10 protein-coding genes are annotated in these 14887 nt (G+C 72.3%); 3 read left to right on the forward strand and 7 right to left on the reverse strand.

From position 1 onward, the window contains the following. Positions 1 to 84: 84 nt before the first annotated feature. Complete coding sequence (locus ACFWUQ_RS03670) at positions 85 to 1326, forward strand: MFS transporter (RefSeq protein ID WP_384532194.1); 1242 nt, start codon at positions 85 to 87, stop codon at positions 1324 to 1326. Between the two features lie 33 nt (positions 1327 to 1359). Here ACFWUQ_RS03670 and ACFWUQ_RS03675 read toward each other — a convergent pair whose 3' ends face one another. From ACFWUQ_RS03675 to ACFWUQ_RS03685, 3 genes are all read right to left on the reverse strand, one after another. Then, on the reverse strand, positions 1360 to 3861 hold the full coding sequence (locus ACFWUQ_RS03675; protein WP_384532197.1) for a SpoIIE family protein phosphatase: 2502 nt from the start codon (positions 3859 to 3861) through the stop codon (positions 1360 to 1362). Then, positions 3854 to 8455, reverse strand: a complete 4602-nt coding sequence (locus ACFWUQ_RS03680; protein ID WP_384532199.1) for a HAMP domain-containing protein — start codon at positions 8453 to 8455, stop codon at positions 3854 to 3856. The genes ACFWUQ_RS03675 and ACFWUQ_RS03680 overlap by 8 nt, the downstream gene beginning before the upstream one ends. A 225-nt stretch (positions 8456 to 8680) precedes the next feature. Continuing rightward, positions 8681 to 9562, reverse strand: coding sequence for a SigB/SigF/SigG family RNA polymerase sigma factor (locus ACFWUQ_RS03685; protein WP_384532202.1), 882 nt, complete (start codon positions 9560 to 9562; stop codon positions 8681 to 8683). 279 nt (positions 9563 to 9841) lie between these two features. Here ACFWUQ_RS03685 and ACFWUQ_RS03690 point away from each other — a divergent pair, with 279 nt between their 5' ends. Continuing rightward, on the forward strand, positions 9842 to 10747 hold the full coding sequence (locus ACFWUQ_RS03690) for an NAD-dependent protein deacetylase (protein WP_384532204.1): 906 nt from the start codon (positions 9842 to 9844) through the stop codon (positions 10745 to 10747). A gap of 93 nt (positions 10748 to 10840) precedes the next feature. Here ACFWUQ_RS03690 and ACFWUQ_RS03695 read toward each other — a convergent pair whose 3' ends face one another. Next, on the reverse strand, positions 10841 to 11932 hold the full coding sequence (locus tag ACFWUQ_RS03695) for a GNAT family N-acetyltransferase (RefSeq protein WP_384532207.1): 1092 nt from the start codon (positions 11930 to 11932) through the stop codon (positions 10841 to 10843). A 990-nt stretch (positions 11933 to 12922) separates the two neighbouring features. Between ACFWUQ_RS03695 and ACFWUQ_RS03700 the strand changes: the two genes are divergently transcribed. Then, on the forward strand, positions 12923 to 13096 hold the full coding sequence (locus tag ACFWUQ_RS03700; RefSeq protein ID WP_384532209.1) for a hypothetical protein: 174 nt from the start codon (positions 12923 to 12925) through the stop codon (positions 13094 to 13096). 55 nt (positions 13097 to 13151) lie between these two features. Here the strand turns inward: ACFWUQ_RS03700 and ACFWUQ_RS03705 are convergent, their stop codons facing one another. The 3 genes from ACFWUQ_RS03705 to ACFWUQ_RS03715 all read right to left on the reverse strand — a co-directional run bounded on the left by ACFWUQ_RS03705 (position 13152) and on the right by ACFWUQ_RS03715 (position 14822). Continuing rightward, on the reverse strand, positions 13152 to 13379 hold the full coding sequence (locus ACFWUQ_RS03705; RefSeq protein WP_384532212.1) for a hypothetical protein: 228 nt from the start codon (positions 13377 to 13379) through the stop codon (positions 13152 to 13154). 124 nt (positions 13380 to 13503) lie between these two features. Next, a complete protein-coding gene (locus ACFWUQ_RS03710) occupies positions 13504 to 14187 on the reverse strand; it encodes a hypothetical protein (RefSeq protein WP_384532215.1) in 684 nt (227 codons plus the stop codon). Continuing rightward, positions 14178 to 14822 carry an RNA polymerase sigma factor gene (locus tag ACFWUQ_RS03715; protein ID WP_384532219.1) on the reverse strand — a complete coding sequence of 215 codons (645 nt, stop codon included), beginning with the start codon at positions 14820 to 14822 and terminating at the stop codon, positions 14178 to 14180. Before ACFWUQ_RS03715 ends, ACFWUQ_RS03710 begins: the two co-directional genes overlap by 10 nt. Between the last annotated feature and the right edge of the window lie 65 nt (positions 14823 to 14887).

Raw genomic sequence — 14887 nt, forward strand, 5'->3', positions numbered from 1 at the left:
CAGCCTGCCCCGGTCGGGACGGGGACCGGTGTTCCGGGCGGTGCGCTCCCCGTCGTACGGGGGGTCGGTGCCTAGCATGGCACCGTGCGAGCAGCCCACCGGACGCCGTCCGGCCGAACACCTCCGGCCGCCTGTCTCCACCTGGCCGTCGTCACCATCGGCTTCACGCTGACTTTCTGGGCCTGGGACCTGATCGCCCCGCTCGGCAGCGACTACCGGGACCGGCTCGGCCTGAGCTCCCTCCAGCAGTCCCTGCTCGTCGCCGTGCCGGTGATCGTCGGCGCGCTGGGGCGGGTCCCGGTCGGCGCGCTCACCGACCGCTACGGTGCGCGGCTGATGTTCCCGCTGGTCTCCGCGCTCACCATCGTCCCGGTGCTGCTGCTGATCCCGGCGCGTGACTCGTACGCCGCGACGCTGGCCGTCGGTTTCCTGCTCGGCCTGGGCGGCACCACGTTCGCCATCGGTGTCCCGCTGGTCAACTCCTGGTTTCCCCCGGAACGCCGCGGGTTCGGCCTCGGCGTGTTCGGCATGGGGATGGGCGGTGTGGCGCTCTCGGGCTACTTCACCCCGCGGATGGCCCGGGACGACGAGAACCTGCCCTTCCTCGTGGTGGCGGCCGCACTGGCCGCGTACGCGCTGCTCGCCGCCCTGCTGATCCGCGACCGGCCCGATCGGCCGCTGCCCACCGCACCGCTCACGGACCGCCTCGGCCGGGCCGGGAGGCTGCGGGTGACCTGGGAGCTGTCCGCCCTCTACGCGATCGGCTTCGGCGGCATCGTCGCCTTCGGGGTCTACCTGCCGACGTACTTGAAGACCTTCTACGCGTTGTCGCCGACCGACGCGGGCACCAAGGCAGCCGGGTTCGCCCTGGTCACCGTGGTCTTCCGGCCGCTCGGCGGTTGGCTGGCCGACCGTGTCCATCCGGCCGTGGTGACCTCGGCCGCCCTCGGCGTCGTCGCTGTGCTCGCCATCGTCCAGGCCTTCGACCCGGCACTGGATCCGGTCGGCACGATCTGCCTGCTGTGCATCGCGGCCGGACTCGGAACGGCCAGTGGCAGCGTCTTCGCCCTGGTGTCGCAGGTGACTCCGCAGCCGCAGGTGGGCAGCGTCACCGGCATCGTGGGCGCGGTGGGCGGCCTGGGCGGCTTCGTGCCTCCGCTGGTCATGGGCGCCGTGTTCAGCGCCACCGGCTCCTACTCCATCGGCTTCATGCTGCTGTCGGACCTGGCCCTGGCCGGCTGCGTCTACGCGTACGGCCGCATGCGCGCGGCGGGCCCCGCCGAACGGCCCGCTCCCGCGCGGACCGCCGCCGATCCGGCCCGGTGACGCCGCCGCCGTCCGGACCGGTCGCGTACGGGCTCAGCGCACCTGTATGCCGATGAGGCAGGTGTCGTCGTCGGTGTCGGAAGCGCTGTAGGTCAGCAGGTTGTCGAGATGCCGTTCGAGTGATTCCGCGGGTCGTGAGGCCACCGCCAGCAGCTGCGCGAGGGAGTCCGTGACGGATACGTCCCGGCGCTCGACGAGGCCGTCGGTGTACATGAGCAGGATGTCCTCGGACTCCAGCTGCACCTCCTCCTCCTCGAACTCCACGTCGGGCAGCGCGCCGAGGAGGAGGCCGGAGGTCATGGAGAAGGAACGGGCCTGGGTCCCCCGCACCAGGACGGGCGGCAGGTGTCCGGCGCGGGCCCAGCGCAGGGAGCGGGTGTCCGGGTCGTAGATTCCGCAGACGGCCGTCGCGGTGAGGTGGCTGGTGAGGTGGTGGGCGACCCTGTTCAGCCAGGTCAGGAGCTGGGCGGGACCGGCGCCGGTGACGGCGAGGCCGCGCAGGGCGTTGCGGAGGATGACCATGCCGGTGGCGGCCTGGATGCCGTGCCCGGCGACGTCGCCGACGCTGATGAGGATCTTGTTGTCGGGCAGGACCACCGAGTCGTACCAGTCGCCGCCGACGAGGGAGTGGGATTCGGCCGGGCGGTAGCGCACGGCGATGCGGATGCCGGGGACCTCCAGGGGGGCCGGGGCGGGCGGCATGATGGCTTGCTGCAGTTGCAGGGCGAGCTTGGTGCGGTCCGCGGACTCGGCCTCGCTGTCGGCGAGTTGGTCGCGGGTGGCCGCCAGCGCGACCTCGGTCCAGTGCTGGGACGAGATGTCCTGGCAGGCCCCCCGCACGGCGATCAGGCGGCCGTGGTTGTCCAGTACGGGCTCCGCCACCATGCGGATGTGGCGGACGATCCCGTCCGCGCGGTTGAGCCTGAAATCGACCGAGGACTCCCGCAGTTTGTGCAGGAGGGTGCGCAGGAAGCGGCCGACGGAGTTGGCGTCGTGCGGGTGGACGTGGCTGGTCAGTTCCTGGAGCGGCACCGGGGAGGCTGTCGCCGGCATCCCGAACAGGGCGAAGAGCTGGCCGTTCCAGCTGATCTCGCCCGTGGTGCTGCTCTCCTCGAAGCCGCCGACGCGGCCCAGGCGCTGGGCGTGCTGCAGCAGGGTCGCGAGCCGAGCGGTCTCGTCCTCGAACTTCCAGATCAGGAGCAGGGCCGAGCCGTGCCGGCTGATCCTGACGTCGGCCACCGTGGTGAGTGGGACCTCGTCGACGATGGCCGTCAGCGCGGTGTGCGGTGCCTGGAAGGGCTCGCCGGTGGCGTACACGCGCTCCAGCATCGAGAAGAGCCCGTGGTCCTCGGCGGCCATCGGGTAGGCCTCCAGGAAGGGGGCGCCGATGACCATCGAGTTGGGGCGTCCGGCGGGGTCGGCGAACCGGGCGTTGGCGTGGTGGATGCGGAAGTCGGCGAGCTGTCCGGCCGGGTCGAGGCTGGGGGTGAGGACCAGCACCGGGTCGTCCAACTGCTGCGCCAGGTCCGTCAGTTCCGCCACGCCCGCGAGGTGCGGTACGGGGGGTGTGCGGAGAGCGGGGTCGGGGGCCTGGTCCTCCAGGGTGTGGGCGCACAGTTCGGCCAGGGCCTCCAGCTGCCGCCGGAGGGGGAGCGACGGGGGCGGGACGGACCCGGGCCAGCTCATCTCCAGTACGCCGATGATGCGTCCGCCGGTCCCGGCGGGGACCATGACGCGTCCGCCGTTCGGGTGGTGGCGCCGGCCGATGGTGGGGATGCCCGAGTCGGCGAGGCAGTCCACCACGGTCAGGTCCCGGTTGGTCACCGCCAGCCGTGCGCAGGTGGCCACCTCGGGGGGGACGTAGCGCCAGCGGTCGGCGTCCTCCGCGGTGAAGCCCGCCTGGCCCGCGAGGGCGAGTGAGGAGTCCGGGCCCACGGACCAGATGGCGACCCCGTTGGCGCCGAGGGCTCCGAGTGCGTTGTCGAGCAGGGCGGCGGCGACGGCTTCCGAGTCGCTGGCGGCGAGCATGCGGCTCTCGACGGCCCGCAGCCGAACGGCGGGTGCCGCTTCGGCGTCGGCATCGGGCTCGCCGTCGGCGGCCTTGAGGAACTCCTGCGCGATCTCGCTGACGTGGTCGCGCGCGGCCTGGTTGATGATGTCGACCGCGAGGGCGAGGGCCGTGGTGTTGGCCTGTTCGGCCAGCTTGGCCAGCTGGCGGGAGGCCTCGCCGGGCCCGCACCCCAGACGCCCCACCAGGATGCCCTTGGCCAGCTCGATCAGCGCGCGCCCGTCGGCGTCCTCCTGCGCCGCGAGGGCCTCTTCGCGCAGGCGCTGGACGGTGGCGGCCAGGCGGCCCACCTCGCTGGACGGGGCGGTGGCGGAGGCCCTCACCGCACTCTCCAGCCCCTCGCGGGCCGATGCCCCCGGCGTCCCCGGCGTCCCCGGTGTTTCTTGCGTCGCCGGTGTCCCAGGTGTCCGGCGTACGTCGAGAGAGGCCTCGACGCCGTTGGTCTCGCGGGCGGTGGAATCAGGCACGGGAGGCTCCCGAGGCGTCCTGGGGCAGGAGCCACTGACGGAGCAGGGCGACGAGGTCGTTCGCGTCCACGGGCTTGGTGATGTAGTCGCTCGATCCGGACGCGATGCTCTTCTCCCGGTCGCCCGGCATGGCCTTCGCCGTGACGGAGATGATCGGCAGCCCCGCGTACTCCGGCATGCCTCTGATCTCCGCCGTGGCCGCGTATCCGTCGAGTTCGGGCATCATCACGTCCATCAGGATCAGGTCGATGCCGGGGGTGCTCGTCAGGGTCTCGATGCCCTTGCGGCCGTTCTCCGCGTGCAGGACCCGGATGCCGTGCAGTTCGAGGATCCCGCTGATCGCGTACAGGTTGCGCGGATCGTCGTCGACGACGAGGACGGACTTGTCCGCGAGGCTCGCGTCGACCTGGGCGTGGTCCGGGAGTACCTGGTCGCCCTCGGGCCGGACGAGGGGGAGGACGTCGCGCAGGCGCTCGACCGACAGGTGCAGGGCGATCCGCTCCCGGAGTTCGTCCAGGCTGCTGAGTACCTCCAGGTGGTGCCCGGTGGCGTGCCGCGCGACCTCGTCGTGCAGGTCCCCCGCCATGCGCCGGTTGTCGTGGGCGAGAACGGGGAGCGAGGCCAGGGCCGTGTCCCCGGCCAGGGCGCGGAGGAAGCGCAGCGCCTCGCCGTTGCCGTCCAGTTCGAGGACCACGCAGTGGAACGGTGACTGGGCGAGCATCGTGGCGGCGTCCCCGGAGGTCAGGGCCGTCACGACCTCGACCCGCTCGGCGGGGTCGGACGCGGCCCGCCCGGCGGTCACGTCCGCGGCGGCGCTCTCGGCGACGAGGGTGAGGAGGCCGTTGGCGCGTTCCTCGATCACCAGCAGCCGTCGGGGGTGGCCGTCGGCCGCCGGATCCCCGCTGCCGGCGTCCGGCTTCTCGTCCCGGTCGGCGCTCTCCTCCAGGGCGGGCGCCCCGGCACTGTGGTCGGACGGGGCCGAACCCGTGACGGGCAGGTACAGCGTGAAGGTCGATCCCGTTCCGGGTGTACTGGTGGCCGTGACCACGCCGCCGAGGAGGCGGGCGATCTCGCGGGTGATGGACAGGCCCAGGCCCGTCCCGCCGAACTTGCGGCTGGTCGTGCCGTCGGCCTGCTGGAACGCCGCGAAGATCACTTCCAGCTGCTCCTCGGCGATGCCGATGCCCGTGTCCGCGACCTTGAAGGCGACGACCGATCCGGAGCGCGCCAGCTCCGCGGGGAGTTCCGCGGTGTCGGCCGGCTCGATGCGGACCTGGACCCGGCCGCGTTCGGTGAACTTCACCGCGTTGGACAGCAGGTTGCGCAGGATCTGCTGGAGCCGGGCGTCGTCGGTGAGGAGGTCTACGGGCACGCCGGGCGCCGTGGTGATGTCGAACTCAAGGCCCTTCTGCGTCGTCAGCGGACGGAAGGAGGCCTCCACGTAGTCGAGGAGCTTCTTGAGGGACACCCGCTCCAGATTGACGTCCATCTTGCCCGCCTCGACCTTGGACAGGTCGAGGATGTCGTTGATGAGCTGGAGGAGGTCGGAGCCGGCGGAGTGGATGATGCCCGCGTACTCGACCTGCTTCGGGGTCAGGTTGCGGCCCGGGTTCTGGGAGAGGAGCTGGGCGAGGATGAGGAGGCTGTTGAGCGGGGTGCGCAGCTCGTGGCTCATGTTGGCCAGGAACTCCGACTTGTACTTCGACGCCAGGGACAGCTGCTGGGCGCGGTCCTCAAGTTCCTGTCGCGCCTGCTCGATCTCCAGGTTCTTCGTCTCGATGTCGCGGTTCTGGGTGGCGAGGAGGGCGGCCTTCTCCTCCAGCTCCGCGTTGGACCTCTGCAGCTCGTCCTGCTGGACCTGCAGCTGCTCGGAGCGGGCCTGGAGCTCTCCGGTGAGGCGCTGGGACTCGCCGAGGAGTTCGTCGGTGCGGGCGTTGGCGACGATGGTGCTCACGTTGACGCCCACCGTCTCCATCAGCCGTCCGAGGAAGTCGCGGTGGACGGGTGTGAACGGCTTGAAGGAGGCCAGCTCGATGACGCCCAGCACCTGGTCCTCGACCATGATGGGCAGCACGATGAGGTTGGCGGGGGCGGCTCCGCCGAGCCCGGACGAGATGAGGTAGCCGGCCGGCACGTTGTCCGTACTGAGGATGCGCCGGCTGCGGACGGCCTGGCCCACGAGGGTCTCGCCGGTGCGTACCCGCTGGGCGGCGGGGCTGTCGGCGGGCCGGCCGAACGATCCGATCAGGGCGAGCCAGGTCTCCCCGTCGGCCTCCTCGGCGAGGTAGAAGGCGCCGTAGCTGGCCTCGACCAGCGGAACCAGCTCGTCCATGACGAGTTCCGCGACGACCGCCAGGTCGCGGTGGCCCTGCATCAGGCCGGAGATCTGCGCGAGGTTGGACTTGAGCCAGTCCTGCTCCTGGTTGGCACGCGTGGTCTCGCGGAGCGAGCCGACCATGGAGTTGATGTTGTCCTTGAGTTCCGCGACCTCGCCGGAGGCGTCGACCGTGATCGAGCGGGTCAGGTCGCCCTCGGCGACCGCGCTGGCGACCTCGGCGATGGCCCGGACCTGCCGGGTCAGGTTGCCGGCGAGCTCGTTGACGTTCTCCGTCAGCCGCTTCCAGGTCCCCGAGACACCCTCGACCTCGGCCTGGCCGCCGAGCCGGCCCTCACTGCCCACCTCGCGGGCCACGCGCGTGACCTCGGCGGCGAACGCGGACAGCTGGTCGACCATCGTGTTGATGGTCGTCTTCAACTCCAGGATCTCGCCGCGCGCGTCCACGTCGATCTTCTTCGACAGATCACCGTTGGCGACGGCCGTCGTGACGAGGGCGATGTTGCGGACCTGGCCGGTGAGGTTGTTGGCCATGGAGTTGACGTTGTCGGTCAGGTCCTTCCACGTTCCCGCCACGTTCGGGACCTGCGCCTGCCCGCCCAACCGGCCCTCGGTACCCACCTCACGCGCCACACGCGTCACCTCGTCCGCGAACGCGGACAGCGTGTCGACCATCGTGTTGATCACCCCGGCCAACGCGGCGACCTCGCCCTTGGCCTCCACGACGATCTTCTGCGACAGGTCACCGCGGGCCACCGCGGTCGCGACCTGCGCGATGGACCGCACCTGACCCGTCAGGTTCGAAGCCATCACATTGACGTTGTCCGTGAGGTCCTTCCACGTACCCGACACGCCCCGCACCGTGGCCTGGCCGCCGAGATTGCCCTCGGTTCCGACCTCACGGGCCACCCGGGTCACCTCGTCGGCGAAGGCGGACAGCTGGTCGACCATCGTGTTGATGGTCTCCTTCAACTCCAGGATCTCGCCCCGGGCGTCGACGCGGATCTTCTGCGACAGGTCGCCCTGCGCCACCGCCGTGGTGACCTCCGCGATGGAACGCACCTGCGCGGTCAGGTTGTCGGCCATGAAGTTCACGGAGTCGGTCAGGTCGCGCCAGGTCCCCGAGACGCCCTTGACGTCCGCCTGCCCGCCCAGCCGCCCGTCGGTGCCCACTTCGCGCGCGACGCGCGTCACCTCGTCCGCGAAGGCGGACAGCTGGTCGACCATCGTATTGATGGTCGTCTTCAACTCCAGGATCTCGCCCCGGGCGTCGACACGGATCTTCTGCGACAGGTCGCCCTGCGCCACCGCCGTCGCGACCTCCGCGATCGACCGGACCTGCGCGGTCAGGTTCCCGGCCATGAAGTTCACCGAGTCGGTCAGGTCGCGCCAGGTCCCCGAGACGCCCTTGACGTCCGCCTGCCCGCCCAGCCGCCCGTCGGTACCCACCTCGCGGGCCATACGCGTGACCTCGTCGGCGAACGCGGACAGCTGGTCGACCATCGTGTTGATGGTGTTCTTCAGCTCCAGGATCTCGCCCCGCGCGTCCACGGCGATCTTCTGCGACAGGTCGCCCTTGGCGACCGCCGTGGTCACCTGGGCGATGTTGCGGACCTGGTCGGTCAGGTTGCCGGCCATGAAGTTCACGGAGTCGGTGAGGTCCCGCCACACCCCGGCCACGCCCGGCACCTCGGCCTGGCCGCCGAGCCGCCCCTCGCTGCCGACCTCGCGGGCCACGCGGGTGACCTCGTCCGCGAAGGAGGAGAGCTGGTCGACCATCGTGTTGACGGTGTCCTTGAGCTCCAGGATCTCGCCCCGGGCCGCGACGTCGATCTTCTGCGAGAGGTCGCCGCGCGCGACGGCGGTGGCCACCTGGGCGATGTCCCGGACCTGGGTGGTGAGGTTGCCCGCCATCGCGTTGACGGAGTCGGTCAGGTCGGCCCACGTGCCGGACACGCCCGGGACTACGGCCTGACCGCCAAGGGTGCCCTCGGTGCCCACTTCGCGGGCGACGCGGGTCACCTCGGAGGTGAAGAGCGAGAGCTGGTCGACCATGCCGTTGAAGACGGTGGCGATCTCCCCGAGCAGCCCGTCGGTCTCGTCCGGCAAGCGGGTACCGAAGTCACCGTCGCGTACGGATGTCAGCCCGGCCAGGAGTTGGCGGAGCTGCTGCTCACCCACCGCCCCCGAAGTCTTCGCACCTGGTACGGCGTCCACCGGCTTGACCATTCCCTGCCCCATCTCCACTGACGCTCGCATTCGAGTGACAGGCTAAACCAACCCCAGCTTCCCCTGCGGCGCCCGAGCGGCGCCAGGCCTGGACCAGGGGGGAGAACCGCTGTGATTCCCGTCTCGCGCTCAGGCCCGTGCCGAAACGGCCCTTCGGTACGACGCGTACAAGCCGCGAGCACGCCGAACGGGCCCCGCCGTAGGGCGGGGCCGGGGGGCGGCGAGGCGGTACGGAAGTTGCCGTCGCGCGCGGGGTCAGGCGGCGAGCATGCCCTCCCGGAGGCGGGTGAGGGTGCGCGAGAGGAGCCGAGAGACCTGCATCTGGGAGATGCCCAGGCGTTCACCGATCTGCGCCTGCGTCATCTCCTGGCCGAAGCGCATGTGCAGGATGAGGCGGTCGCGCCCGTCGAGCTCCTTGAGCAGCGGGGCAAGGGTGTGGATGTCCTCGAAGAGCCCCATGGCGGGATCCTCGCTGCCGAGCATCTCGGCCAGCGGGCGCGAAGCGGTCTCGGAGGATTCGTCCTGCTCGTTGTCGAGGGACTGGCTGGAGTGGCCATTGGCGGCGACCAGGCCCTCGATCACCTCTTCGTCACTCAGTCCGAGGTGGTCGGCGAGCTCCCGGACCGTCGGCGAGCGGTCGAGCACGGTGCTGAGGTCTTCCTTGCCCCGGGCCAGCGCGATCCGCAGCTCCTGCAGGCGGCGCGGGACATGGACGGCCCACGTGGTGTCGCGGAAGTGCCGCTTGATCTCCCCGGTGATGTAGGGGAGGGCCAGGGTCGTGAACTCGTTGCCGAGGGAGGGGTCGAAGCGGTCGATGGCCTTGATGAGGCCGATCGTGCCGACCTGGATGATGTCCTCGATGTCCGTACCGTCGGTGCGGTCGCGGAAGCGGCGGACCGCGAACTGGACCAGGGACAGGTTCATCTCGATCAGCGTGTTGCGCACGTACTGGCGCTCGCGGGTGCCCTCTTCCAGGGTGCGCAGCCGCTCGAAGAAGACCTTGGAGAGGGCCCGGGCGTCGGCGGGCGCCACCTCGCGGGCGTCCGGGATGCGGGGAAGCCCCGTCGGGGCGGCCGTGGCCGTCTCGGCCGCGGCCTCAGCCGTACCGGCTGCGGAATGCGTGGTGAGGGTGTCCATCTCAGCTCCCCGGGACTCGATGTTCGTGACCGAGGACTCCCCCCGACACCGCTGCCTGTTCGGCCGCTTGCCCAGATCATTGCTCCTCGGACGCACACCCGTCAAGCAATACGTGAAATGTATTTCGTGATTCTGGCTGCCGTAGACCTCACGGGCGACGCGGGAACCGGAACGGCGAGGCCTCCGACAGGGGTCCCGCGGCCGTGGCGGGCAACGCGTCCGGGAGGCGCGGGGCGGCGGTCCCGTGCGGGTGCGGGGCCGGTTCCGTACGCTGGCGACATGCGCATGCGGCCCACTCTGAGCTGGACCCCGACCGGGGACGTCCCGCCCGGCACCACGGATCCGGAGCCGGTCGCCGCCGCGCTGGCGGCCGGCGGTGTGCTGGTGCTCAGCGGGGCGGGCATCTCCACGGAATCGGGGATCCCCGACTACCGCGGTGAGCACGGGAGCCTGAGCCGGCACACTCCGATGACCTACCAGGAGTTCATCGCCGGCCCGCAGGCCCGGCGCCGCTACTGGGCGCGCAGCCACCTGGGCCGGCGCGCCTTCGATCGCGCCGGACCCAACGCCGGCCACCGGGCCGTGGCGGCGTTCGAGCGGCACGGTCTGCTCTCGGGTGTGATCACGCAGAACGTCGACGGGCTGCACCAGGCCGCCGGCAGCGAGGGCGTGGTGGAACTCCACGGCAGCCTGGACCGGGTCCTCTGCCTCTCCTGCGGGGCTGTCGGCTCACGCCGCGAACTCGCCCGGCGGCTGGAGGAGGCCAACCCGGGCTTCGACCCGGTGCCCGCCGCGCTGAACCCGGACGGTGACGCCGACCTCACCGACGAACAGGTGGCGGACTTCACGCCGGTGCCCTGCGCGCGGTGCGGCGGCATCCTCAAACCGGACGTGGTGTTCTTCGGGGAGACCGTCCCCCGAGAGCGGGTCGAGCACTGCCGCGAGCTGGTCGGGGCGGCGACCGCGCTGCTCGTCCTGGGCTCCTCGCTGACCGTGATGTCCGGCCTCCGGTTCGTCCGCGAGGCGGCCCTGGCCGGGAAACCCGTACTGATCGTCAACCGCGACCCGACCCGCGGCGACCGGCATGCCGTCACCCGGGTCGCCCTGCCCCTGGGGGCCACGCTGACCGCCCTGGCCGACCGGCTGGGCGTCCCCGTCCCCTCGGCGGACCACTCCGCGCGGTGACATCGAGGACGCCGGCCGCCCCGGATCGCACGGGCGGCGGCTGGGCCCCTCCCCCGCCGCGGCGCCGTGCTCGGCCGCCGGCGCGGGCCCCGTTCAGGGGCGGCGGTCACGGATCCTGCCGGCCGTCTCCAGGGTCCGTACGGCCGCGGCCTTCAGCTGCGGCCGCTCCCGCACGAAGCGGCGGACAGCCCGCGACGGCTCGCGGCTGAGCCAGTGGACGGCCGCCGTGGGCCCGGGGCGCAGGAGGGCGCCCTCGTGCACCGTGAGCTCCCGCGTCTTGAGGGAGTCCTTGTAGGCGGCGTCGCCCCTGCCGAAGTCGAGCATGTCGATGCCGGCGGCGGCGGCCGCCTCGATCATGCGGAGATGGAGGACGAGACCCGGCGAGAACTTGGCGAGGGTCCGGTCGTACGCGGGGAACCAGCAGGACAGGACGGTCCGGGAGCGCAGCCCGAAGTGTGCGGCGACCGGCCTGTCGCCCGCGTAGAGCACCGACAGGACGCCCGAGCAGGCGGGCGCGCTGGTGTCGGCGAGGATGCGCACCAGGTTGAGGATCCAGTCCTGGGCGAACCGGTCGCGCCGGCCCGTGCGGCGGTACTGGGCGGACTTCCACCCCATGAGCGTCCGCAGCGCCGCGGGGTTCCGCTCGTCGAAGACGAACCTCAGCGGTCCGACCTGCCGTCCCAGGCGGCGGTCCTGCGCCAGCGTCGACTTCAGGAACTTGCGGGAGCGGGTGCGGAGCAGGTTCTCGTACGGGGCGTACCCCCCGGGGAGGTCGACGACGGGAGAGGCGAACCGCCCCGTCGCGAAGGGGAGGAACAGGTCCTGCCCGCTTTCGAGGTGGTTGTACTCCCACACGGCGAGGGAACTGGCGCGCAGCAGCTCGCGCGGGTCCAGGCGCAGGTCGGGGCGCAGGACAGCGCCCTGGCAGTCGGAGACGCCCAGGCCGATCGCGCGGCCCCGGCCCCAACGGCCGCGCTCGAAGGGGAAGAAGCCCACGGGCTCGCCGCCCCGGCGCACCACCGCGACCCGCGCGCCCGGCCGGACGCGGCCGACGGACTGGCAGAACTGCGGACTCATGAAGGGATTGGCCACAGGTGCTGTCCCGGCCCGCAACTCCCCCCACACTTCCACGTCTGTCGCACTCAACTCGGCAGGGTGGATCACGTCGATGCGCTGGGTGGTCACATGGGCTCCTGCTGCTCGGATGACTCAGGGGACGGTGACCGGCCGCCGGCCGCACGGGGCGCGGGGCGGCGGCCGGGGCCGGGGACACGGGCGCACGGGCATGACGCGGTGTCCGTCAGCACGTGGGGAGGGGCGCCGCCGCCGGACGTACTTGCCGGCGCAAGGGGACGGGTCGGGAAGCGGGCTCGGGAAGCGGGCGCGCCTACGGCCCCGCGACTGCCGCGGTGCCGGCCGGCCGCGGGCGACAGGGGCGGGGCGGGCCGCGGCGCACCACCGCGTCGGCGAGGAGGAGTTCGTGCGGGGACGCGCTCGTCTGGCTGCTTCGAGGGCCGGCGAAAGGCCGCGGGTCCTGCGCGTCGGCCGGCGTGTTCCCGGGGACGAGCAGCGCACCCAGCCCCGCGGCCGAGGAGCCCGCCTCCTCCCGCGCTGTGCTCGCGCACCACGCGCAGGCGGCGTCCGCGGCGTGCGGCGCCCAGCCGACGGCGAGGGCCAGGTCCAGACGGGACGTCGGGGCGCCGCCGGGGGCAGACCGCGTCAGTCCTCTTCCGGACGCCGGAGCGCGGGGAGCGAGGAGAGGTGGGGGGAACAGGTACGAGCAGGCCGTCATGAGATGACCCATCCTCGGCGAGAAACCGTACGCCGCGCCGGGGAATGAGATGGCTGGTACATCCGAACTTTCGCGCTACCCAACCCCCTAATGAGTGCCCCGCCGAACAAGTGCCCCGCCGTACGACGTGGCGGCATCCGCGCGCCGGGGCTGAGCCGGTAGCCGCCCCAGGGACCGGACGCGGATTCGACTCCGTAGCCGAGGTCCCGCAGCGGGGTCCTGCTGGGGCGGGCGGAAGCGCCTGGGCGTGAAGCCCGCCTGGCGGATGAAACCGATCCCACGGCGGGTCATCCGTTCTGCCTCTCGACGCACGGAAGCTGAGTCCGTCCCGCACGTTCGGGCCTGGTCTGGGTAGGGGGATACGCGTACGGAAAGGGGCGGACATGAGCGCCAGGGAGAAGATCAAGGCCAAGGCCGAGCAGGTGGTCGGGAAGGCCGTGCGGAAGACGGCGCATGCTCTGGGCAAGGAGACCACTGCCGCCAAGGGCGCCGCTCTGCAAGCCCGGGGCAAGGCCCGCTCCGCGAGGGAGAAGGCCAAGGACGCGTTCAGGTTCTGAGGAGCACGTGACCCGGGCGCCGCGCACGGCCCTGCGGCACGGCGCGAGCGGGCGTTCAGACGGTGCGGGTGACCGTGACCAGGACGGTGACGGGGGCGGCCGTACCGTGCCGGGCCAGGCAGGCGGTGACCGCGGCCCGTACGTCCTCGCGGACCTGTCGGGCCGCGTCGACGAGACGGCGGTCGGAGCGCAGGACGCAGCGCACTTCCACGTGCCAGCCGCCCTCCGGGGTGCGCCGGCAGCGGATACCGGCCGTTTCGCGGTGCGCGGTGGCCCCGGCCACCGGGGCGCGGGAGCCCGCGCGGGAGCCGGCTGGTCCGCGAGCGCGCGCTGGGGTGCGGCTGTCCCGGAAGCGTTGCGGGCCGCCGCGGCCGCCGCCCGCACAACGGATTCGCGGCGCGCGGCGGTCATCGTTCGCTCAGCTCGAACCGCTCGGTGCCCGGGCCGCGGGAGCGCTCCAGTACGGCGTTGATCTCCAGGTCGACGACCGTGACGGTGAGGCCGAGGACGTGCTCAGCCGCGTCGAAGACGGCCTGGCGCACCCTTTCGGCCCGTTCCCGCAACGGCTGGTCGAGCGCGGCCGCCACCGTGATGGCGACGACATGGACGGAGCGGCGGCCCTGGACGGGGGTAAGGCGGCAGCTGGCGGCGCGGGCGCCGGGGACGGTGTCGGCGGCCCGGCGCAGCACTTTCGCGGCGGCGCTCTCGGCGATGCGCAGATCGCGGTCGGGATCGTCCAGCCAGAGCATCGCCCCCAGCCGTACCTCGGCGCGGACCGCGTCGATGACCCGGTTGGCGAGGCTGCGACCGTCGGGCTGCTCCTCGGCGCGCAGGGCGCGCGTGGCCCGGTCCAGGACGGCGAGCCCTGCGGCGGCCTCCTGGCAGTACGGGCAGGCGGCGGCGTACGGGTCCTGCGCACCGGCGGGGGCGCGGGCCTGCTCCCAGGCGCGGCCCAGCGGGTGGCCGCAGGGCAGCGGCTCCGCGCCGGGCGACCGCTCGGCGGCGTCAGGGGTCGAGGGCGCCGCGGCCCCCGTGGTGCCCGCGGCCTCGGGCCCGTCGCGGGAGGTGAGGTGCGGGTCGTCTAGCGCCATGGGCGCATCGCCTCCATCAGAGCGCGTCGTGCGCGGAAGAGCCTGCCGCGCACCGTCTGTTCGCTGCTGCCCACCACATCGGCGATCTCCTCGTAGTGCAGGCCGTGCAGCTCCCGCAGGACCCAGCACACGCGCAGCTCGGGGCGCAGTTCCAGAAGCGCTCGCGCCAGTGCGGCCGTCGCCGCGTCCGACTCGGCCACGCGGGGCGGTGAGCTGTCCGCATCCGCGGCGGCCGGTTCGGGGACGACGTCCAGGGGCAGCGGGCGGGGCCGGTTGCGCAGGGTGTTGAGGCAGCGGTTGGTGACGATGCGGTACATCCAGGTTCCGAACGAGGCTCCGTGGCGGAATTCCGGCAGCCGCCTCCAGGCGCTGAGGAAGGAGTCCTGGACGGCGTCCTCGGCGTCTGCCCGGTTGCCGAGCAGACGCTGGGCGAGGGCGAGCAGCCGGCTGCCGTGCCGGCGGACCAGGATGGCGAAGGCCTCGTCGTCCCCTTCGGAAGCCCGTACCGCCAGGACACTGTCGGCCAGGTCGCCGCAGGTGTCGCGGTCCGCGGGGGTGCGGGCGACGGGCTGCGGCGCCGGCCGCAGCGAGAGGTCCGCGCCGTACGAGGGTGGGGATATGGTCCGATTGCGCATCCGCCGCTCGCTTTCTTCCCGAGACGGTCCCGCGGCCTGCGTACGCATTTCGATGGTAAGCGGTG

This window comes from Streptomyces sp. NPDC058662 (assembly GCF_042716255.1).
In the GTDB taxonomy this organism is placed as follows: domain Bacteria; phylum Actinomycetota; class Actinomycetes; order Streptomycetales; family Streptomycetaceae; genus Streptomyces.